The following is a 22,935-nucleotide window of genomic DNA, read 5'->3' as shown; positions in this document are numbered from 1 at the left end:
CATTGCAAAGCCTACTTCACTTGGTTTTCCATGTTCTTGCGACGCATCACCGAGGTGGCAGCGGCGATGGAACCACACAGCACCACCAAAGCTGCGATGAGGATGACGCCGGCGCCACCAGTCAACGGCAGCTGAGCGACGGAATCGACATCCTTCACACTGATGTCCTTGGTCGTAGCCAAGTCTGACGCAGCGGAGTCAGGGCTGATGTCAACAGGAGAACCGCTGACACCCGGATTAACCAAGCCCCAGAAATCAGAAGCTGTGACCTGGGCCGAAACCCAGTTATCCTTAGATGTATCGGGCACAAAGTTTGGACTACCTTCGGTGCCGGTGTCCCCTGCAGTGTAACGCTGGTTGGCGAGTTTGATAGTGAAGCTCGGCTTCCCTGCAGCCATATGGTGCCCTTCAGCTGCTCCGGTCTGGCTGATACGGTAAGTGCCGCTAGGCATACCTAGGAGAAGCAACACGCCAGCTTCGTTTGTTCCGCCCTTGACTACGTTGCTTGTTCCTGCCGAATCTGGCGTCCATTCGCCATCCTTGCTAGAATCGGTGCTGTCGGAAAGCGACATATTGAACGCCGCAAAAGTACCAGGAGTGGTGCTCTCCTTCTCCACGGTGAAGGTAGCACCCTTGAGCTGTTCCGGAGTAGTCACGCCTGTGAAGGAACGCATGACGTTCTTCACGCTGACGTTAAAGGAATCAGTGTACTGATGGTTGCTAGCTGGAGCAGGCGGTTCCGGAGTTTCACCCGGAGCCGGAGGATGCGGGGCGTCATTAACGTTTACTGCTTCGCTTGTTTTGGTTCCGAATGAATCCGGATGATTCACATCGTTCGACCAGGAAACTTGTATCGAGTTCTTCGAATTGCCGCCGGTAACTTTCATCTTATAGCTGATGGTGATTTGCGTGCCTTGCGCAAGCTGCATGACCTTGAGGACGTTGAGCTTGAACCCATGAACGGCAGTGGTCTGATAGGCGTAGCCAGAGGGGGCAGTTGCCATTGTGGCCGTGTCGACATCAGGGACGGTATCAGGGGTAATTGAGACAGGGACCGGGTCAGTCGGCTGTTTTACCGTGAACGTCGGAGTGGTGTTCAACGACATGTTTGACGGTACATCTTCAAGCTTGTAAACGAAACTATCCGGTGCAAACCCTACCATATTGGGCACAACCGCAACTACTTTGTAAGTAATGATATCATTCTTACTGACTGCGGGAACTGCATGGCCTACAATAGCGTTGCCGTTCTTTTCAGTGAATGCCTTGCTGATGAATGGCGTTTCAGACTTAATGACTGCAGAGCCCAGATATGTGTTGCCGTTGGTGAATTTGGCGAGGTGATTCGGCCCAAGAGTCGTACCGACGATCATCGGGATGCTGCCGGCACCGTCGACGCCATCTGCTACAGACTGGACAAGATAAATGCCTTCGGGAAGACCGGTGAAGGCCTCTTCGGTGTCTCCGTCTGCAACATCTTTAGTGTAGATTCCATCAGCGTCCGCACCACTTGAGAACAACGCTTTGATTTTGGCGTTGCTTTGCACTTTTGTGGCGAACTTACGAAGCTCGGCATTCTTATACATGTCTTTCGACGTGGTATCGGTGTTATCTGCATCCGAGGTATCGGAATAGCCCAGCCAGTGACGGGAAACATAACCCAGTGGGTTGGCTTTTTCAGCATCGGTCAGTTGATGAGCGGGAGCCGAGCCCAGAACGGCCTGAACTGCATCCGCCAAGGCGCTGTCCAAGTTGAACGTGCCGGAACCGGTTTCATAATCATTTACTGCTGTTTTGCCAGTCTCTTTGATTTCCACACCGTCGATGGTTTCGTTTGAGCCTGTGCCTGTTGAAGCCGCATGGCCATAGGCGCCAATACGAAGAGCTTTGATGGATGATCCAGTACCGCCCAAAGCATGGCCTGATTCAGATTTGATAGTGAGATTGCCATCTGAAGCACTAGTGACAATGGAATCATCGGCGTTTGCCGAAGTGACTCCAACTAGCCCGAAGGCCAGCATCGTCGCTGCGGACAATGTAATGCCCACAACGGAACGTAATGATTGTTTTAGTTTCATATCTGCATCCTTGTACTCTTCTTGACATTGTATATTTTCGATACTTCTCGAAACGTCCACCCTGCCCTGAAGACGTAACACAGAGAGAATAAACGTTTGTCAGACATTATCATACAACACCACCGGACTAATTGTTGGTTTTCTCACATTTTTAATATGGCATCGTTGTAATTTCAGTCTGAATAATTGTGGTGATGCATGTCACAACGTCTGAATACTATGAATTACATACGTATTGCTTTTTTGTGAGAGGAGAGATTAATGAAGGAATCTGGTACCGCAATCCGGAGGATCTTGGCACTGGTGACGGCATTGTTGGCGTCACTTGCCATGGTCATCACGCCTCAGGCGGCGCAGGCAGGTGAACCTCACGTGGGTACGCAGGGAGATCCGCCGACCACTGAGGTGCCGGGTCATTCGTGTCCGACCGTGTCGTCTCTTACTAACTGGAGGTCAATGGGGCCTTTCAATACTGACGCAGCTTCTAAACCGAATGTTTCTTTCCGATACACGACTAGCTCTCCTAGTTCGCCTGGGATTTGCGTATTACAGATAGGTCTTAAGCGTCCTGATTGGACCACAAAGAACAAGTGGAAGTTGATATCTGGCATAGCAAATCCGTTCGATCCGACACCTGGAAAAGGAGATGAACACCATCCCTGGATAAGGTGGCTTAATTATGAGGATGAACAGGCTATACAGAAAATCGAATTCACCGATCCCATTGTTATGAGCGGAGATATTGGCGGATTGTTTGGTGGCTTGCCGAATTTATGGAAAATCGATTTGACAAATGCGACCTTTGAAGACATTACTAATACTCAAATGCTGTTTTATGACGACCGGCATTTGGAGAGCGCCGATGTAAGCAAGATTGATTTCACAAGCATCCCCAGCAACAGTATGAAGAGTATGTTTGAGACTTGCGAGAGGTTGGAATCCATCAACTTCGGCAGTAACTGGTCGACGAGCGGCGTGACCAGCATGGAGGGCATGTTTGCGGGAACAGAGATGATGCGATACCCCCGAGATATGTTCACAGCGAGCAATGGATGGCATACGGAGTCGGTGACGAACATGTCGTTCATGTTCCAAAACACGAATGCTTCGGAGCTGAATCTTTCGAACTTGAACACACCGGCGCTGACTAATACCTCATATATGTTTGCCGGTTGTGGTGGTCTCCAAAGGCTTGATATTTCGAATTTCTCTACTGATTCGCCGGGGTTCAACGCGACACTCATGTTCCAGGATTCACCAATCAAAATGTTGAAGCTTGGGCCGCACACGAGGCTACCAAGTGGCAATGGACTACACCGTGGCCCGTATACGATGGATTTAATTTCGTCGTCGCCAGTAGTTTGGCACTGGCACGATCTAGGGACAGGATATTGGAGTTCCGAGGACAGTGTCGTCACCAACATTATTCCCGATAACGGCATAGCAGCGCCAACGCCCACAGCCAAATGGTATGGCAGTGCGCCGAATATGTCGCTTGATTCGATGACGTCGGGTGTGGGACCGGGTGACCCGGACCAGCCTACCGGCATGCCTAGTTTTACGGCTGCTTCGCATAACGGTTGCTGGCCAAGTACCCATACCTGTGATGTCACGTTGCCGACTGCCGAACCGCATCGCAACAACTTCACCTTTGCTGGTTGGAAAGATACGGAGGACGGTGCCAATGTGGGTGTGAACCCCCCGAAGCTTTACCACGGAGGTGATACGTTCAGCTTCGACTGGGAGCGGTGGAACAATTGGTATGACATCATGAGCAGTCATAACGATGGAAACCATCCTGCGGATCCAGATACTCATGGCACTTTGGTGGCGCAGTGGACACCGCTGAGTTTCACCAATACCGAACCGACTATCACCGGCATCACGCAGAAGCCTCATGTGAACGGCGATGCGGGTCTCACTTCGAGCACGGTTACCGTTTCGGGCACGGCTCCTGATGCGACTTTGGGTACGTCGGTCACCGATAGCAACCGCGATAAGATTGAGGTTGACCTCATGAACACCGCCGGGAGCACTTCCACCGCTCCAGGTGACGGTGTCGCCGCAACGAGTGTTTCGCTTGATATGGATGGCAAGTGGACGGCCACGTTCCCGACTTCGGCGTTCACTCTCGACGATGTCGGCACGGGCACAGATTATTCGTTCCGTGTTCGTCGAGTGAACCATGACGATACGCAGGAAACGAACTATGCCTTCAAGCATGGCAACACTCTCGATATCGTGGCTCCGGCGTTCGGCGTGGGCTCGGAGAAACTGGATTACCAGACTCCTGAGGAAACCGGTTCCAATGGTACGCTTTCTGGTACGCTTTATACTTCCGGCGACGCTGTAGCCCAGTCTAATCGCACGAAGCTTGTAGGCGCTACGGTCACCATTCATTGGCAAAATGCTTCAGGCGGTACGGCAGATCCGGATGATACTGCGACCACCGATGGTAGCGGTACGTTCACCATCAACTGGCCCACGGCGGTACGGCCTAGCAAGGCCGAAGTCGTCGTCACCGATGACGCGGGCAACAAGTTGGACAAGACCATCACGTTCTCAGCTCATACCCCAGCGACGCCTACGGGTCTTGCACTTGATACGCCTCTGCCTCACGCTGCACTTGGTGTTACCCCATCCGGCGACATCGTGCTTAAAGGCGCTGCGTCAGGCCATGTCCCGACCGGTGACGTCATCACCGCGACGGCTACCCGTGGCGGTGTGACCATCAACTCGTATGGCTCAACTGCATGGAGTGGCAGCAATTGGTCGGTAACCTTCCATGCTTCTGATTTCGCAACTAATTCGGCGGATTCCGTTGGTAAGGGGCAGACGTATACCTTCACTGCATCGCGTTCGATTTCAGGAAGCCCTGCCTCCACAGCTGACCTCACTGGTCAGACCATCGATGTCGTGGCACCTGAGGTGTATGACCTCGCCGTGGATACAGCGACACATCACACCACAGTGACCGGCAAGGTTCGTTCATCTGCGAATGCGACGGCACAGTCCAGTCGTGAGGCGGAATCTGGCACCAACAATGTCACTCTGAAATGGCTTGACTCCGCAGGCGCGGCCATCGGCGGTGTCGCTGACACCACCGCTTCAAGCGATGCCAGCGGCAATTTCTCTGCCACCATACCTACTGGTCACACGAATATCGCCAAGGTGAAAGTCCAGGTCAAGGATGCGGCGGGCAACACTTCCGCATATGTCACCCAAACCGGCATTGTCTATAGTCCTTCGGCCCCCACTGGATTGGAATTGGCTTCTCCGATGCCTCATGCGACTTTGGGCGCCGCTGTCACCGGTGACATCGTGCTGAAAGGCACTGTCTCCGACCATGCGATCTCCGGCGATGTTATTACCGCCACTGCCACGCGTGCAGGCATGAGCAGTCCTATCAATTCGTACGGTTCCACAACATGGTCCGGCAATAACTGGTCCGTGACGTTCCACGCCTCCGATTTTGCGGCTGCCGCTGCAGATCCGGTAGGTTCCGGTGAGCATTACACCTTCACTGCCTCGCGCAGCATTTCAGGTGGTTCTGCGTCTACGGCAACCTTGACGAATGCGTTTGTCGATGTGATTGCTCCGGATCTGACGACTCTGACGGTCAATAATGCCGCACATACCGTAACCGGCAAAGTGATTGCGCAGACTGGTTCCAGTACTTCCGAGTCGGGTACGAATAACGTCATTTTGCAATGGCTTGATTCCTCCAATACTCAGGTGGGTCTCGATGCGACGGTGTCCAGTGATGCGGCAGGCAACTTCACCGCAACAGTTCCTTCGTCCAGAGATGTCACGAAGGTGAGGGTCCAGGTCAAGGATGCTGCAGGCAACACTTCCGCGAAGCAGACCAAGAGCGGGATTATCCATGTCGCTTCTGATCCGACCCATATGGCTTTGGAAACGCTACCGAAGTCGCTCAATGGCGCGCCTGTTACCGCTCCTGTGATACTTGATGCCACTATCGATCCCACTACCATCGCAGGTGGCACTATATCTGCCAGCGTGAAGAATGCGAGCGGTACCGTGATTGATACGCTAACGCCTGTTGTCTCGGGCAGCAGCGTGACGGCAAGTTTCCCAGCGGCGACATTCACTAATGCCACGGCTAAGAATTACACATTTGTTGTGACTATAAGGAATGCTGCCGGTGATGCGACTGCCACTTTGGCCGACCAGTCCATTGACTTGGTCGCGCCGGATGTGGTGCCTGCTAAGCCGATGCAAACCGCGGGCAAGGTAAATGGTGTCGTGTGGTCCTCGACTGCAAAGCTTGCCAAAGAAGCCAGTGTCCGACTCGATTTCAACTGGATGAAGGCTGATGGAACATCGTTGGCAACCTCCACCACCTCCAGTGAATCAGGGGATGCTTTGGGCAACTTCAGCGCTTTGACCCCGGCTGCAGCGAAGGAAGCTCGTAAGGTCAGTGTGCAGGCCACGGATGCCGCGGGTAATACTTCGGCAACCCAGACGGTGAACTTCACATTGCCTGACCCGACATTGAACACGACTATCGACATCCCGCATGTTAATGGTTCTTCGCTTACCGGTTTCGTCAAGCTCTCTGGTATCATCGCCGACTACAACTACAATGCGGGAGATACTCTCGAAGCTGTGGTTGTCAAGGGTGATCTCTCCACAAGCGATCCGACCACGCCGAATACACGTGCTACTTCCTTCACGATTAATCCGGATGGAAGCTGGAGCGCTCAGTTCGCTACCTCAGCTTTCACCACCCCGGTTGATAGCGTCGGTAAGGGGCGTGATTATACCTTCTATGTCCGTCTCGTTCGTGGAGACATGAATTCGGGATATGCACATGAGCCGGCACTTATCGATCTTGTGGCACCATCGTTGCCGAAGGCGGGTATGGAGTACAGGCTCCCCAATAACGGCAAGGCCGGAAAGGTATTCGGAAAGGTCTACACTTCGAGTGACGTGACTGCGCGCCAGCCTGAAGTAGGAGCCAAGGTGGTTGTCAGCTATACGCCATTGTCTGCCCAGGCTCAGGATCTCACTGAGGCCCCGAAAGTTCAGGGTGCGGCTGATGTCAACATGGATGAGCCCTCTGCAGACGTGCGTTCCGTCTCTTATACCGATACCGGTGTTGGTGACAATTCGTTGTTGCGTGGATTCGCCAAACAAGTCGATCAGGTTTCGCCATTGGTAAAGGACGGTGTCTCATCGGCTTCTGGAACCGTGGATTCCGATGGTACGTTCAGTATTGATTGGGATCCGTCATGGGAGCAAGGCGGTACCGTTTCCGTAGTCGCCTATGATGCCGCAGGCAACTCCTCGATTCCTGTGGAGATGCAGCTCGGCAAGGCGAAGAAATCTGCGCCACTTGCCCATAAGGATGGGAACACATCCGCTGTCGGCAAGAAGAAGTTGGTGGCGACGGGTGTCGGTGTTACGGCAATCGCATTGTTTGCGGCACTGATGCTTGTAGGAGCGCAAACGGCCTTCTGGCTGAGCCGCAAGTACGCGAACAATGCGCACCATGCACAGTCGAAGCGCTGACTGCAGTTCAGCTTGAAAATCTGAGCTGATTCATTGTTTGGGGCCTGCCAATCTGTCGATTGGTAGGCCCCAAACATGTTTAACGGTTCAATCTGTTTGTATATCAATTACTGGGACACAGGCAAGGAAGAATATATAGAGTTATGTCCATCGCAAATTGCCGCCATGCCACCGCCCGTGCAGCTGCCCTGGCACTACGATGGCACGCCGATTCCGCGTTGGCGTCTGCTGCCTCATCGCCCGGATCGCCGTGGCCTGCCGCCGATGGGCGAAATTCCCGCTCATCCCAAGCACGTCACTCAAACGCATAGCAGCGGTCCGAAGTAGTGAAGATGTATAAGCGACGTGCGGGCAAAGCGTAGGTAAAGCGCGCATATGAAATGGCCTTCCCGAAATCGTAACGTTTCGAGAAGGCCATTTCTGTTAGTGCAGTCTGACTGTTTGTTCGCGCCCAACTATCGGTTCGGCTCAACTGTTAGTTCAGGTCGAACGGCTTGTTCAGCCCAACGATAGGTTCAGCCTAACTGCAGATTCAGCTCAACCGTTTGGTCTAGCCCGACTCTGGTTCAGGCTAGACCAAACGGCAAATTCGCCTAGTTGGTTGGCTTTGTGGCATTGCCATTGGTGCTGCCAGTGCCGGTATTGTTGCTGGTGGTCGGGGCCGGAGCCTGCGTGCTCAGGGTGATGGTGTCGCCCTTCGTGGCCTGTGAACCGGCGGAAGGCGAGATGCCAATCACCTTCAATTCGTCGTTGCCAGTGGCGGGATTGACGTTGAAGCCGGCGGCCTTAAGTTGCTCACGCACTTGGGCGACCGTGGAATTACCACTGGTGTCGACGTTCGGCACATTCACCTTTGGCTTGCCGGAGGAGACGTAGACAGTGATGTTGCTGCGCTGTGCGAGGCTGGTGCCGGCTGCAGGGTCGGTGCGGGTGACGAGGCCTTGGTTGACGGTGTCGGAAGCCTCCTGCTGCACGACGACGGTGAACGCCTTGAGCTGGTTGAGCGCCTGATCCTGCTGCTGGCCGGTGACGTCAGGGACCTTGGCCAGACCGGAGGAGACGTAGAGCATCAGCGACGTGCCCTTGTCTGCGGCTGAGCCGGCTGCCGGATCGGTGCGCGTGACCATACCTTGGGCCACGTCGGGGCTGTCTTCGGTCTGCGTGGCCGGAGAGACCTTGAAACCGGCCTTTCTCAAGACCGCCTTGGCCTCTTCCACCGATTTGCCCTTGACATTGGGCACCTGGCCTGCCTGCGGGCCGGCGGAGAACCAGACCTTGACGGTGGAACCCTTGGGAGCCTTGGCGTTGCCGGACGGGCTTTGCTTGGTGAACGTGCCCTTGGGCTCGCTCGAGTCCGTATCCTGCTCCACCTTCATCTTGAGCCCGACCTCGTCGAGCTGTTCCTCGGCGCGGGCCTGGGTGGTGGTGGAATTGAAGGTCGGAACGGTCACCATCTCCGGCTTCTTCATGTGGGTGACGCCGTAAGCGATGCCTGCGATGGCGAGGATGGCCACAACGGCGCCGATGATCGAGCCGATGATGATTTTCTTTTTCTTTTTCGCCTTTTCCTCGGCCGCCTTTTCGGCGCGGGATTTAAGCGCGGTGTTGCCGCCTTGCGAAAGTTCGCCCGCAGGGCCTCCGTAGGTGCCGGTCAGCGGGTCGAAGGCCTGCGTTGCGGTGGTTTCGATGGGGTTCATCGCCTCGGTGGCGGCGGTCTGCTCGGCCTGCTTGCGTTCCTTCATATTGGCGAGGTCGGTAAGCGGGTTGAACGCTGCGGCGACAGGGATGCCACCGTTCATGTAAGTCAGAATATCGTTGCGGAACTCGGAAGCCGTGGCGTAACGGTTCTGCCGGTCCTTGGCCATTGCCTTCGCGCAGATCTGATCCCACATCTTGGGCAGGCCAGGCACAATGGCGCTGGGCGGGGTGGCGACTTCCGAAACGTGCTGATAGGCGATGGCCACAGCCGAATCACCGGTGAAGGGCGCACGTCCGGTGAGCATTTCGTAGAGCACGCAACCGGCGGAATAAAGGTCGGAACGCATATCGACGGACTCGCCGCGAGCCTGCTCGGGGGAGAGGTATTGCGCGGTGCCGACCACACCTTGCGACTGGGTCATCGTGGCCACGGAATCGTCGAGCGCGCGGGCAATGCCGAAGTCCATGACCTTGACCATGCCCTGTTCACTGATCATGATGTTGCCAGGCTTGATATCGCGGTGGATGATTCCCATCCGATGTGAATAATCAAGCGCGTTGAGGACGCCTAGCATCACCTGTTCGGCGTCGCGCTGGCTCAGCGGCCCGTTCGCCTTGATGATGTCGCGCAGGGTCTGACCCTTGACGTACTCCATGACGATGTACGGCACGCGCTCGGTGTTGCCGTCTTCGGTGGTGATGGCCTCTTCGCCGGAATCGTAGATGTTGACGATGTTGACGTTGTTCATCTGCGCGACGGAATGCGCCTCACGCGCGAACCGCTTGAGGAAGATGTCGTCGTTGGCCAGGTCGGAGCGCATGATCTTGATTGCGACAACGCGTCCCAGACGGGTATCTTGGGCGATGTGGACCTCGGCCATGCCGCCGCGTCCGATTAGTTGCCCCAGCTGATAACGGCCATCTGCCAGTGATGTTGGCATATTGGTGCTCATTGCTGCTCCTTCCGGTTTTCAGTGTTCGCTGCTCGGCCGTTGGCTTCGGTGGCCGGAACATTCGTCTCGGCAGCGTCTGAAGAGGATTTTGACGAATCGCTTGCGGCGGCCGTGTGCTCGGCGGAGTCGCTGCTTGGATTCGTGGTATCTGTGTTTGAAGTTATAGGTTTGTCTTGCGGAGGCGATTGAGGCGGCTTGTCTTCTATGGAAACGCTGCCGTCGGTTCGTATGGCGGGAATCTGATAATCCGTGATTGCCCGCAACGTCTGTGTCATCGTCTGTATAGCAGCTTGGGCCGCCGGTGAAAATTCGCTCATGATATCGTTGCTGATTTTCGCTTCGGTCCCGGTGCCGTTTTCAGGTGCAGATTCGGCTTTCGCTTCAGCGTCTGCTTCATCTTTGGCACCTGTGCCGGTATCGGCTTGATTGCGCGATTTTTCGCCGGTTTCGCTAACGGTATCGGTTTCGTCGGTGGTCTCGGTGATGGTGCCAGAAGTATTCTCGGAAGTGCCTTTGGAAGCGTTGCTTGAAGTGTCGCTGGTATCGACTTTGTTGACGTCGTCGGTTTCAGTTTCGGCCTGTTTCGCGGATTCGGCATTTTCATCGGTGGCGGCGCCGTTGATGATGACATTGCGGGTTTTGCTGCCCAACGTGCTGTCGTCTATTTCGTCGTTGTCGATATCGACATGGTGAGTGCTTTCGACAACGCGTGCCCGGCTACCGTTCTTTTTCTCTACTGCCGTCTCGTGTAGCGGCGTGACGGCGGGACTTGCCGACACCGAACCGTCGGAAGCATACGGGGCACTGACCACGCGGCGCGCGATGCGGCCGTCGCGGGAGACCATCGTGGTCTCGCTGAACGATGCCTCCTGGTCGAAAAGGCGGCGTTCGATATGCGAAAGCGTACGGGAGACGACCAGCGCATCTTTCGGCCGGTCGCGCGGGTCCTTGGCGAGCATCGACATCACGAACTGCTTGAGCTGCACGTCGATGGTGTCCGGCATCGGAGGCACGGCATCGTTGACGTGAGCGGCGGCGATGTCAACCGGCGTGGTCCCAGTGAACGGGCGTTCCCCACACAGGCCTTCGTAGGCCACCACGCCCAGCGAATAGATGTCGGACTGCGGCGTCGCCTTCTTGCCCTGCGCCTGCTCCGGCGAAATGTATTGAGCGGTGCCCACGACCATGCCGTCCTGCGTAATCTGCGCCTGGTTGGTGGAATAAGAGACGCCGAAATCAGTGATCTTGACTTGGCCGTCCTTGGAGACCATGATATTGGCGGGTTTCACGTCACGATGTATTACTCCATGGGAATGTGCCACGTAAAGACCGCGTGCCACCTGCACCAGAATCGGCAGCAGCTCAAGCGGGTCCATCGCGCCTTTTTCGTGGTAAAGATCGGCCAACGACTCGCTGTCGACGAACTCCATAATCAAAAAGCCGATGCCGTCGTGCTCGTAGTAATCGAACAATGCGGCGATGTTCGGGTGGGCCAGATCTGCGGAATTATGCGCTTCGATGCGCAGCCTGCGCCGCTTGGCCTCCACGTCGGTGAGGTCGCCGCGCAACGCCTTGATGGCGACCACGCGGTTGAGCTGGATATCGTAACCCTTCCAGACTTCGCCCATTCCGCCTTGTGCGAGCCGGCGATCGAGACGGTACCGGTTATGAATCAGTTGACCCTCAACGAGCTTCATTTGCCCAGTGCCTCCCTCATTATCGCCTTCATGATTGGTCCGGCTGCGTCGCCGCCTGCCATATCAGTATTATGAACGACCACGGCGACCGCGATTTTCGGGTCTTCGGCAGGTGCGAAGCCCATGATCCAGCCGTCGTTGGCCTGATTGCCCACGCCGATCTGCGCGGTTCCGGTTTTTGCCGCGACGGAGACCCCGGGAATCGCAAGTTGCGGGTCTTCCTTGGTGATGACGGCCTTCATCATTTCGGTGAGTTTATTGGCCGTATCCTTGCTCATCGGCTGGCTCATCACGCTCGGCGTGGTCTGCGAGATGACCGTGAGGTCGCTGGAACGCACGCGGTCGACCAGCGTTGGGCGCATCAACGTTCCGCCGTTGGCGACGGTCGAGGCGATCATCGCGTTCTGCAGCGGGGTCTCCTGAGTGTCTCCCTGGCCAATTGAAGCCAGCGCAAGGCGGTCGGGGGCCGGGTTGTCCGGGAACTTCGAGGCGATGGCCTGCATGGGGTCGCCGGTCGAATTGGAGCCGTCGATGGGAATCGAGGAGCCGAAGCCGAACTTCTTGGCCGTGTCCTGGATGGCCTGCGAGCCGAGTGCCCCGCCAAGCTGGGCGAATGCGGTATTGGAGGAATAGGCGAACGCGTCTTCCAACGATATCTTGCCGTCCGGGCCGCCGTTGCCGGAGAAAGTGGCGTTGGTCAGCTGGGTGTTGGTGTTGGGCAGCGTATAGCTCGCGCCGGCCGGAACCTCGCTGTTGGTCTGGTATTTGCCGCTTTCCAAAGCTGCGGTGGCCACGACGGTCTTGAAGCTGGACCCTGGCGGGTAGAGCTCGGAAATCGCGCGGTTCAACATCGGGTTCGAGTTATCGCTGGTCAAATTCGAATAAGCCTTATTGACTTTCGCCGTGTCGTGGCTGGCGAGCACATTCGGGTCGTAACTTGGGGTCGAAACCATGGCCAGAATGCGGTTGGTCTTGGGCTCAAGAACGACCACAGAACCACTGTTATTGCCTAATTGTTCATAGGCGGTGGCCTGCAGCTTCGGGTCGATGGAGGTCTCGATGGACGCGCCCTTGTTGGCCGAACCGGTGAAGAGCGACTTGAATTGTTGCCAGAAAAGCTGATTGGATTCCCCAGTCAAAAGCTTGTTGCGCGAGTCCTCGATGCCGCGGTCAGCGCGTTGGCTGATGGAGAAGTAACCGGTTACGGGCGCGTATAGCGGGCCGTTGGAGTACGAGCGCTGGTAGGCGAACGGGTCGTTGACCGGGTCGGATTTGGCCATTACGGTGCCGTCGGAGGCGAGAATCGAGCCGCGTGGGGCGTTGAACTCGTGGTAGAGGCCGCGTTGGTTGCGCGGGTCGTTGTTGAGTTTGTTGGCGTTGATGGCGGTGATCATCGTGCTGGAAAGGCCGAGAATCGCGAAAAGGACGACGACGGCGGTGAACAGCTGACGGAGGTATTTGTTCATTGTTTGCCTCCCATCAGGTCGTCAAAGCTTAGATTCGGGATTTCCGGATTATCCAAATTCGTGGAATTACCGGCAAAGTTGGTATCAGTACCGCCTGAGGCTGGGCCGGGTGTTTGCGTCGAGGGGCTTGCATCGTTAGGGCCATAGTCTGGGCTCGGCGTTTGCGGCAGCATTCCCGAAGTCGAGCTGGAAGCTACGCGCGGACCGGATTGGGCATTTGGCGGTTGTTGTGTGGGCTGCAAAATCGAAGCGGTCTCCTGCGACATGGAATCTGATAGAGGATTTGACGATGCCTGTGAAGGTGAATAATCGATTTCGGGGCCTGTTTGTGTGGCCGAAGCCGTGGATCGTGGCGAAGATGGCGATGGCATGGGTGGCATGGTTGCCGGGAAGCTGGAAGTTGCGGGCTCGGTGTTGGCCGTACGGAAACGGGTGCGGGCGCGGGAATGTTCGGCTTCGCTGCGCTTTTTCTGCGCACTGCGTTGGTTGAGTGCCTCCATCGCCTCATATTGCATTGTGTTGGAAAGTTTGCCGTCGGGCTCGGGCTTGTTGGCTTCGTTGGAAATGACGATGAGAAGCGCCGCAAGGATATAGTTCGCCACCAGCGACGAACCGCCTGCCGCCATATAAGGCATCGTCAGGCCTGTCATCGGAATGACCAGCGTCAGGCCGCCGACCACCGTGAAAACTTGGAAGGCCATGGTGAAAACAAGGCCGGAAGCGAGAAGTTTGCCGAAACCGTCCTTGATTTTCATAGCCGTAAGTAAGCCGGAAGTAATGATGATCAGGTAAAGCATCAGAATTGCCAACAGGCCGGTCAGGCCAAGTTCCTCGCCGAGCGACGAATAGATGAAATCGGAATTGCCAAGCGGGGTCAGCCCCGGATGTCCCTGGCCGATGCCGGTGCCAAGCAGGCCGCCGGAAGCCAGGCCGAAGAGGCCGGTGACCAACTGGTAGGAGCTGCCGTATTTGCGGTTGTAGACCGCCGCATCGAAGGGGTGGAGCCAACCGTCGACGCGATAGCCGACGTGCGCGAAGACCTTGACCGAGAAGACCGCCGCGACGACGAAGGCGATGCCGCCGATAATCAGCCAGCTGCCGCGGCCGGTGGCAACGTATAGCATCGAGACGAACATGGCGAAGAACATCAGCGAGGTGCCGAGGTCGTGCTGGACCACCAAGACGCCGATGGATGCGAACCAGATGAGGATCAACGGACCCATGTCGCGCATCCGCGGCAGCTGCAGGCCGACCACTTTTTTGCCGCCGACGGCCAGCTGGTCGCGGTGGTTGAAGAGATAGGCCGCGAAGAAGAAGGCGAGGAAGAGCTTAGCGAATTCGCCGGGCTGCAGGGTGTGCGAGCCAAAGCCAATCCAGATGCGTGCGCCGCCTATTTCTTTGCCGATGCCTGGAACCATGGGGGAGAGCAGCAGTGCCAGGCCAACCACCATGCTCACATACGAAAAGCGACGTAATACACGGTAATCGCGTAAGGCGATGATGAAAATACAGGTCAAAACCAGCGCCACGCATGCCCAGATCAGCTGGCGGAAAGCCACGTCGGTGTTTTTGGCGTAATCGATGCGCGCGATCATCATGGTGCCGATTGCCGTCAGCAACATTACGCAGGGCAGGATTTCCTGGCTGGCGTAGGGCTGGAATTTCAAAAGCAGCGCCCATAGCACGATGAAGAGTACGGCGACCACCACGAGGACGGTGACGAGGTTGGCCGGAAAACCGTTGTAGACGCGCGCGAAAAGCTGGAAAAAGGCAATGCCGCTGATCGCGATGGCGAACAGCAGCAGGCCGATCTGACGGAAGCGAGTGGCGATCATGCGCTCGCCACCTTGCGGTAGACGGTCGTTATCGTTTTCGGTGTCGCACTTGAGCCAGGGCTGCTGGAGCTGGGGCTAGCGGAACTGGGGCTAGCGGAACTGGGGCCGGAGCCGACTGCCGCGTCCGCGACGTTTACATCGTTTGCAGCACCCGCGGCGCTTGGCGCAGGCGATGCAGAGCCGTCCGAAGCCTCGCTCGACCAAGGCCAAGGTGCGTCCTTACTCTTGGATTTGTCGAGGTTTCTGGCCTCTTTCTTGATGATCGCGACATGGCTTTCCGCTTCCTCGAACGAGTCCACGGTGATGCCTTGGTCCAGCTCGTCGTTCCAGGACTGTGGCAGCTGCGAAGTCTCGATGTCGGTGGATTCGACTTTGTGCGAAAGTGCGTAACCGAAAAGATTGGTGTTGACACCTTGGTAAATGGCCACGGACCCGTCGCTGGTACCAATGTAATACTTCGACTGGCTCCAGCGATACGCTCCGAACCCGACGCCGAACAAAGCGCCCAGAGCGATCACGAGGGCGACGATAACTGCTATACGGCCACGATTGTGTTTACGGTGCTCTTCCTTGCGACGGCGCTGGTGCTCACGGCGGATGGCCCGGGCCACTTCGGGGTCGTTGGGGTCGGCGGAAATGCGACCGTTCTTTTTCTTGACCACCGGAATCTCGCCGGTGTCCATATTGGCATTGCTGTCGTTCTCGTCGCGCACGGCCGAGGGCTGGGCGACATGGACGATATTGCCGGTGTTACTAGTTGCGTCATCTTCGGCGGCCGAATCGGCTTGCGCGGCATCGTCGATATGCTTGTTCTTTCGATGGCGACTTTTCTGACCGGACTGGTCGGACGGGTCGTCTGCGACGGAGGCTAAATCGCCGATGCTGTCCGCCGTATAGGTGTTGTCTGAAATCGCGGTATCGGTGCTCGGAGGGTATTGGCTCTTGGCGTTCGCAGTGCCTTCATTGTTGCCACCATCTTCGCTGTAATCGCTGTGGGTCAAGGCGGCGGCTCGTTGCGCGGGCGACTGCTTGCCCAAGCGCAGGACGGGCGAGGAAGCGACTGGTTCCTTGATGATGTCGGCGATGGCTTCGAGGTTCGAGCTCGCCGCGCCGCCGATCAGCGGGGTCTGATGAGGTAGGTCGAAGGAATCGGCGTCGAGCGCAAGCGTGGCATCGGCGATAACCGCCGTGACGTTGTCGGTGCTGCCGGCTTTGAGCGCCATCGCTACCAGCTGTTGGGCGCATTCCTCTTCGTCGGAAACCGTGGCGAGCATCTGCTCGAGCGTGTCATCTTCCAGCACGCCGCAGAGTCCGTCGGAGCACAGCAGCCAACGGTCGGTCGGTTTTGCTTGGAATACCGCGATATCAGGGTGCGGATCGATGTCAAAATCACCCAGCACGCGCATCACGACATTACGCTGAGGATGGTTGCGGGCTTCCGCTTCTGTAATACGTCCGGTGTCGATTAGGTGTTGAACGTAGCTGTGATCTTGCGTCATGCGGCGAATCTTGCCGTCGCGCAGCAGGTAAGCGCGCGAATCGCCGATATGAGTGATGACCCAGTGACCCGAAACGAGGGCGACGGCGGTGACCGTGGTGCCCATACCCGCCAAACCGCGCTCGCGCTTGGCCTTGCCGACGATGGCGTCGTGTGCGGCCATCACGCTGGTTTCCATCATTGAGGCGATGGAGGCCACGTCGCTTTTGGCGTCGCTCTGCTCGATATGCGCCAGCGAGCGAATGGCGATGGTGGAGGCGGTGTCGCCGCCCGCATGGCCGCCCATGCCGTCGCAGATGGCGATAAGGCGCTCGCCGGCGAACGACGAATCCTGGTTGTTCTGGCGTACCGTGCCCACATCGGAAACCGTTGTGGAGTAAAGGAAAAGCTGATTACTGTCCGCTTTGCCGGCAGGGTCCGCAGCGGCCGACGTGATTTGAGCCATTTGCCCCGTATTTCCTGGAGCGATGGCAATGCGTTGCGTATTCGACGTGCTTGTGATGTTTCTGGTGTTTTTGCCGCTTCCGTTTGGTGACGTCACGGGAATCGAAGGTGGCATCGCAGAATCGGAATTATCCCCTTGTGTTGAAGGGTATTGAGCTGAAAGATGCTCTGCCGAAGGACGCTGTTCTGAAGGATATTGCTGCGCGGAATGGTCTGCGGAATTTGAAATATCTGAGGTATCTGGCATATGGCGGTCACCTCAATTCGAACGTCGTGGCGCCGATACGCACGGGAACGCGCGCGGGCAGGACCACGGGCGAGGTGATGCGGCGGTGATTGACGATGGTGCCGTTTGTGCTGCCGAGATCTTCGATGGCCCACGAACCGGAGGCCGGGTCGGCATAAACGCGTGCATGCTGGGAAGAGACAAACTCGTCGTCAAGCACGACAGTATTCGAGCTGGAACGGCCGAGCGTGATGGTGCCGTTGCTCAACGGGACGGAAGAACCGGCAAGCGGCCCGTCGATAATGGTCAGAAGCGTCGGCTTAGTGTTGATATTGACCCCGCCAGCGCTGCCCATCTGCATGCCGGGGTTGCCGCGATGCGAAATGGCTACGGGCGCATTGGCTGCGGCCGGCATCGGGCTGGATTCGGCGGCCTTGCGCGCGCGGCGGGCGCTCTTGCGGTGCGACCACGATTTGTGCGGGCTCAGCGTGTCGACGTCGCGCTTAAGCGAACGGACCGCAAGCCATACGAAAACCCAGAGCAGGGCGAGAAAGCCATACTTGAGAATCGCAAAGGTAAGTTCGGTGATCATAAAGGATGTACCTGGCGTCTGGCCGTTATTCCTGATCCTGCGGTGAAGCCCAATAGAGGATGCGGGTATGACCGATGGTGATGGTGTTGCCGTCGAGCAAAGTCGCGGCCGGCACTTGGTGCCCTTCCACGTAGGTTCCGTTGGTGGAGCCCAAATCGCGGGCGATGGTGCCGTTCGGAGTGATGTCGATTTCAAGGTGGTTACGGGAGATGCCAGGGTCGTCGATGACAATGTCGCAGCCTGAGCCGCGGCCGACGATGGTCTTCTCTTTGGTCAGAAGGTATTGGTTGCCGTTGATTTCGAGCATCGGGCTGTCTTCGGACTGGTTCTCGGTGGTCACCGGAACGGCGTTGCCCTGCACGGATTCGCTGGTGAGCTTGAAGTTGCCCTTGCTTAGGTCGAGGTCTTCCTCGAAAATCACGACGACGGGGCCGACGAAAGCGTAATGCTGGCTTTTGGCGTATTGCGTGAGGTTGTCCGCGAGCTCGTTGGCAAGCGTCTCGCTGCCCCACTGCTCAATGCGGTCGAAATCAGGCGTGCTCAGCTTGAAGCGGTATTCGTTCGGGGCGACGGTGCGGTCGCGGCCGACCGGCATGGCCTCGTTGTCGATTTCGCGTTCAAGCGCGCTTGAGAGGTCGACCGGCTGAAGGTCTTTCGAGCCGAATTTCGAGAATACGCCGTTCACGGCTCCCTCAACGCTTTTCTCAAAACGATCAAAAACGCTCATCGTAGCCCCTTTCTTATCAGGCACCATCTTACGCGAGGCCGCAAACGAGTTGCGATTTTTCCCTCAATCCGTGCAATTTCTTCATTGTGGGGGATTGGAAAGGTGAGAAGCGGCAAAGTCCATGTTTCTTACGCCAGTGCCAGAATAGTGCATTTTGAGAGTGGCAAAGTGCACTTTTGTGATGGTGGCGTCAAAATTGTGCACTTTGGGTGAGTTAGCTTGCATGTTTTTGACGGTAGTGCCAAAAACATGCACTTTAGTCGATGATCTGCTGCAGGTCGTGCAGGGAGAGCAGCCGGCCCCATTTGGTGTTGAATGATTGGTCGCCGCCGTAGACCACGATGCGGTGGTCCCTGTCGACGCCGAGGTCGTCTGCGAGCTTGGCGATATTGGCGAATGCGTGTGAATCATAAGTGGCGGAGGCTTTGATTTCTATGGCGTATTCGATCTCCCCGCCCTTTTCGGTGATGAGGTCGATTTCGGTGCGCGAATAGTCCCGCCAATAATAGAGCATCGGCGTGCGGCCGATTGCGTAGTAGCGTTTGAGGATTTCGCTGACCACCGCATTTTCGAACAAGGCGCCCCGCCGTTGGCTCAGCAGCAATGCACCAGGGCTGTCGATATTGAGCAGATAAGCGGCCAGCCCGCTGTCGTAGAAGTAGAGTTTAGGCGTCTTGACGAGCCGCTTGCCGTAATTTTTATAATACGGATACAGACGGAAGGCGATGAAGCTCGATTCCAGAATCGAAAGCCAATCCTGCGTCGTTTTGTAGTCGATTCCGGAGTCCGTGGCAAGCGAGTTGACGCTCAGCATCTCACCGGCTCGTGAAGCGCACTGGGTCAGGAACCTGCGGAACGCGGAGAGTTTGCGTACTCCGAGTTCGTCGCGCACGTCGCGTTCGACGTAGGTGTCGATATAGCTGGGGAAGTAGTCGGGCGGTTCGATGTTCTTGTCGTAAAGGCGCGGGTATCCGCCTTGCCACGTCCATGCGTCCATGGTTTGGGGGGTGTCCCCGGCGGCAGCGAGTTCGGCGTAGGAGAGAGGGAGCAGGTAAAGCACCGCGACGCGGCCGGCCAATGATTGCGAGATGCTGTTGAGCAGGAGGAAATTCTGCGATCCGGAAAGAATGAATTGCCCGGGGCGTTGCCGTCTGTCGTCTACGATGCCTTGCAGGTATGAGAACAGTTCCGGGGTGCGCTGGGCTTCGTCGAAAATGACGTGGTCGTCGTAAACGTCTAGGAACCCGCGCATGTCTTGCTTGGCCAGACGGTTGACGTCCGGGTCCTCCATGGAGACGTAACGGAAATCAGGGAATAGCTCGCGTAGCAATGTTGTCTTTCCGCTTTGCCTCGTTCCGGTCAGCGAGATAATTGGGAATTTGGTGGCCATGTCGCGGATTTTGTCGCTGATTGTCCGTGGTATCATCGTTTGCCTCGTATTCTGCGGTTTTCCGTATGCTACTCCATAGATTTTGATATCTCTACTCCCGAACTTTAGCAGTATCTACTCCCGAACTTTAGCAGGGTCTATTCCATAGATTTAACATGGTCCATTCCCGAACTTTTGCAGGGTCTACTCCATAAATTTAACAGTGCCTGTTCCTGAACTTTTGCAGAGGTTCGCGCTCTGTCTCCTACGGGCGTTCCGCCGTGGGTTCTAGCGTGCTGTTGGTTTGGAAAGTCCGGTCAATTTAGTGGTTTTGGTTCTGTTTAGAAATCGGGATAAAGACGTAAAGATTGGTTTCGCTCCCATTTATTGGGCTGAATGATTTTTAGCCTTGGAAGTAGTATGCGCCGTCGTCGAACGGGGAAACCGTCATGTGCCAGCCTACCGGATAGATGTACGCTCTGTCGGTCTTGGCCGGCGTTCTGTCGTATCTGTCTGAGTAATTGGGCGTGAATCCTTGAACGGGTGGCGTGGCGTTAGGCGCGTACCAGCTCGATGTGTCGGATCCTTTGAAAACATAGAGGATATGAGCCGGCCACCGGTCGACCTCAGGGGTGGTATGGTAGCTATTTTTACATGCTTGCCCCGAGGTTCCGTTCTTGCAGAGGTAGTCATTGACCGAGCCCCGGAATTCAAGGAACTGCGAGTCCGGCTTGACGTTACGGGCGCTGGTCGCACCCTCGGATGCCGTGGAAAGGGTCAGCTGCGTCGAATCAATTCCCAGCATCGATTCTTGGGCCCCTCCGGTAAGCTGGCCTGTTTTGCTCAGGTCGAGGCAGTGGCCGTCGTTGGTGCAGTATTTGCCGGCGATCAATGAGTCATCGCCCTTTTCGGCGGCTGCGGTGATCTGGTCGGGCGTCGCGTTTTGCGGGGTGACCTGAGGTTGCGCGTCCGCTTTTGACGAGTTCCCTGCATCCGACTTGTCGCTCTTGTTGCCGCTATTTCCGCCATTCTTCTCGATGGTGAATTCCGGCAAACTGTTCCAATCCAGCGGGTCTTCGATCAGGTAATAAGCGGTTTGGTCGCTGGGTGCCGGTTTCATCGGGACCAACGTTCCGTTGTCTTTCTTCAGCGATTCGGGGATGAAGGGGTTGGGAGTCTTGAGATCCGGCACGTTGACGCTTGTCGTCTTGTACAGGCTCTTGTCGCGGCTGATTAGGAATGGGCGTGAGGTGTACACGGGCTTCTGTTTGCCGGCTTCGGCCACGTAATCTTTGTCGAAATAGCCGGAATCGACCACGTTTTTGATTTTCGCATTGACCGGGAAATAGGCGTATAACGGGCCCATGTTGTAAGTAGCGCCGCTCATTGAGGTGTCGCCCGAACCGTCGAGCTGGACGACCTGGCCGTTGACGCATCTTTCGTCTCCAGCCGAGCGCCCCACGGAATCTGTGCCGCAGGTGATGGCATTCATCGCCGTCGAATCCATCAGCTCGAATGCGCCAAGATGCTTGTAATAGAGTTCGCCGCGCTCGCCGTATTGGGAGCCGGTCGGGCAGCCCGGGTCTCCGCCGCTATGGCAAAAAGCGAGGAAGCTGTACTGGTCTGAGATTTCTGAGCTGGTCACGGTGGTGTATCCGCGGCCTCCCGATACGTCGACTTTTTCGTTGAAAGTAATGCATTTTCCTGAGTTCGTGCAATATTTTCCACCGACGGGTGCGTTGGTAGCGAACAGTGTGGGCGGGACTCCTGATGAGGTGTAATCCGCACGGTCAATCGCGGCATCGTCCATGCCGCTGGCGTCGATGCCGTAGAACAGCACGAGGTTGCCGCCGTTTGCTGGAGTGCCTGGCTTTGGATCGGAGTCCACGATTTTGCCGAGCATTTTCTTGCTGGAGAATCGCGGCATCATGATGACATTGAAGCCCTTACCGGCGTATTGTTGCTGGGCTTGATTTTTCTCAAGACCGACGATGTCATAGCCGATACCGTCCTCGCCGTGTTCGGCGACGCCGACGTTGATGCCGGCATTGGTGTCGGTGACGGCTTGGCCATCGGTGGGGTAGGAGGCGACGACGGTGCCCTCTTTGGGGCCTTTGTCGGAGACTATCACTTTGCGATAATGGACGGGGACGCCCATTGATTCTAGGCTAGCGGTGACGTTTTGTGCGGGCTGGCCGCTGGTGCCTTTGGGTATGCCGGGGCCGAGCGAGGCGATGATGGTCACCGGATTGTTGTTCGTTCCGTAGCGTTTGCCGGGGTCGATGCCACGGTAGTTGAGGAAGCTGCCTTGCGGTTTGGCAGAGAACGTTTGTTTGGTGATGGTTTTGAAGCCGCGTTTGTGCAGTGATGCCTCGACGTCGGCGGCGGTGAATTCGTGGGTCTTGTTTGACTTGGCGATGCCAAGGTCGGCCGGGTTCGGCACGGTTTTACCGCCCCAGAGCTGGGCTTTGTAAGTGCCGAAGCCGATTCCTGTGGCGACCAGCGCAACGGCGACGATGGAGGCGATGATGATAATCAAGGTTTTCTTAGCGTGGACTTGTGCTGCGGTCGCCACGGCAGTGTTAGCGGTTGTGGCGGCTGACGCATTGAATGGTGATTCGCCTTGCCCGTTAGGTAGGGGTACGGAGGAAGTTGAACCTTGTGCGGGTTGCGGAGGTGCCGGTTGCAAAGGTGCCGGTTGGGTGGGGCTCCCGCACTCGGGGCAGAACACATCGTCGTCGTCCATGCGGTGCCCGCAGCTGTTGCAGAATTTCATGTTCGCTCCTCGTTAGGCCAATTCCTGTCTGGTGATATGAA

General features: G+C 56.6%; 9 protein-coding genes and 3 pseudogenes. 2 read left to right on the top strand and 10 right to left on the bottom strand.

The features are described 5' to 3' along the window. Positions 1-11: 11 nt before the first annotated feature. Positions 12-2,078, bottom strand: coding sequence for a SpaA isopeptide-forming pilin-related protein (locus OZX72_RS09305; RefSeq protein WP_277158410.1), 2,067 nt, complete (start codon positions 2,076-2,078; stop codon positions 12-14). A gap of 261 nt (positions 2,079-2,339) precedes the next feature. Between OZX72_RS09305 and OZX72_RS09300 the strand changes: the two genes are divergently transcribed. Continuing rightward, entirely contained in the window at positions 2,340-7,613 is a 5,274-nt protein-coding gene (locus OZX72_RS09300) for an Ig-like domain-containing protein (RefSeq protein WP_348519666.1), read from the top strand. A 165-nt stretch (positions 7,614-7,778) separates the two neighbouring features. Continuing rightward, positions 7,779-7,940 carry a hypothetical protein gene (locus OZX72_RS09295; protein WP_277158408.1) on the top strand — a complete coding sequence of 54 codons (162 nt, stop codon included), beginning with the start codon at positions 7,779-7,781 and terminating at the stop codon, positions 7,938-7,940. 266 nt (positions 7,941-8,206) lie between these two features. Here the strand turns inward: OZX72_RS09295 and pknB are convergent, their stop codons facing one another. The 9 genes and pseudogenes from pknB to OZX72_RS09250 form a co-directional block, all read right to left on the bottom strand. Next, positions 8,207-10,264, bottom strand: a complete 2,058-nt coding sequence (pknB, locus tag OZX72_RS09290; protein ID WP_277158407.1) for a Stk1 family PASTA domain-containing Ser/Thr kinase — start codon at positions 10,262-10,264, stop codon at positions 8,207-8,209. A 797-nt stretch (positions 10,265-11,061) separates the two neighbouring features. Continuing rightward, a pseudogene (locus OZX72_RS09285) lies at positions 11,062-11,961 on the bottom strand (serine/threonine-protein kinase); the annotation flags it as partial. Then, the gene (locus OZX72_RS09280) at positions 11,958-13,427 is read right to left on the bottom strand and encodes a penicillin-binding protein 2 (protein WP_277158406.1); all 1,470 of its coding nucleotides are present in this window, start codon (positions 13,425-13,427) and stop codon (positions 11,958-11,960) included. The pseudogene OZX72_RS09285 and the gene OZX72_RS09280, both read right to left, overlap by 4 nt. A 488-nt stretch (positions 13,428-13,915) precedes the next feature. Then, positions 13,916-15,262: pseudogene (locus OZX72_RS09275) on the bottom strand (FtsW/RodA/SpoVE family cell cycle protein); the annotation flags it as partial. A gap of 998 nt (positions 15,263-16,260) precedes the next feature. Then, positions 16,261-17,205, bottom strand: a pseudogene (locus tag OZX72_RS09270) (Stp1/IreP family PP2C-type Ser/Thr phosphatase); the annotation flags it as partial. Positions 17,206-17,458: 253 nt separating this feature from the next. Continuing rightward, on the bottom strand, positions 17,459-18,022 hold the full coding sequence (locus OZX72_RS09265) for an FHA domain-containing protein (RefSeq protein WP_277158404.1): 564 nt from the start codon (positions 18,020-18,022) through the stop codon (positions 17,459-17,461). Between the two features lie 25 nt (positions 18,023-18,047). Then, positions 18,048-18,749, bottom strand: a complete 702-nt coding sequence (locus tag OZX72_RS09260; protein WP_277158403.1) for a DUF3662 and FHA domain-containing protein — start codon at positions 18,747-18,749, stop codon at positions 18,048-18,050. A gap of 256 nt (positions 18,750-19,005) precedes the next feature. Further along, on the bottom strand, positions 19,006-20,175 hold the full coding sequence (locus OZX72_RS09255) for an ATP-binding protein (protein ID WP_277158402.1): 1,170 nt from the start codon (positions 20,173-20,175) through the stop codon (positions 19,006-19,008). 346 nt (positions 20,176-20,521) lie between these two features. Continuing rightward, complete coding sequence (locus OZX72_RS09250) at positions 20,522-22,894, bottom strand: zinc-ribbon domain-containing protein (RefSeq protein WP_277158401.1); 2,373 nt, start codon at positions 22,892-22,894, stop codon at positions 20,522-20,524. Positions 22,895-22,935: the final 41 nt, after the last annotated feature.

Source organism: Bifidobacterium sp. ESL0769 (assembly GCF_029395495.1).
Classification (GTDB): Bacteria; Actinomycetota; Actinomycetes; order Actinomycetales; family Bifidobacteriaceae; genus Bifidobacterium.
The sequence above is the reverse complement of the archived record's forward strand: the minus strand, read 5'-3'. Positions and strand labels throughout refer to the sequence as shown.

Bases quoted from the DNA above. Each gene is read 5' to 3' on its own strand.
- OZX72_RS09305 (WP_277158410.1), bottom strand. From the start codon at position 2,078: ATGAAACTAAAACAATCATTACGTTCCGTTGTGGGCATTACATTGTCC.
- OZX72_RS09300 (WP_348519666.1), top strand. From the start codon at position 2,340: ATGAAGGAATCTGGTACCGCAATCCGGAGGATCTTGGCACTGGTGACG.
- OZX72_RS09295 (WP_277158408.1), top strand. From the start codon at position 7,779: ATGCCACCGCCCGTGCAGCTGCCCTGGCACTACGATGGCACGCCGATT.
- pknB (WP_277158407.1), bottom strand. From the start codon at position 10,264: ATGAGCACCAATATGCCAACATCACTGGCAGATGGCCGTTATCAGCTG.
- OZX72_RS09280 (WP_277158406.1), bottom strand. From the start codon at position 13,427: ATGAACAAATACCTCCGTCAGCTGTTCACCGCCGTCGTCGTCCTTTTC.
- OZX72_RS09265 (WP_277158404.1), bottom strand. From the start codon at position 18,022: ATGATCACCGAACTTACCTTTGCGATTCTCAAGTATGGCTTTCTCGCC.
- OZX72_RS09260 (WP_277158403.1), bottom strand. From the start codon at position 18,749: ATGAGCGTTTTTGATCGTTTTGAGAAAAGCGTTGAGGGAGCCGTGAAC.
- OZX72_RS09255 (WP_277158402.1), bottom strand. From the start codon at position 20,175: ATGATACCACGGACAATCAGCGACAAAATCCGCGACATGGCCACCAAA.
- OZX72_RS09250 (WP_277158401.1), bottom strand. From the start codon at position 22,894: ATGAAATTCTGCAACAGCTGCGGGCACCGCATGGACGACGACGATGTG.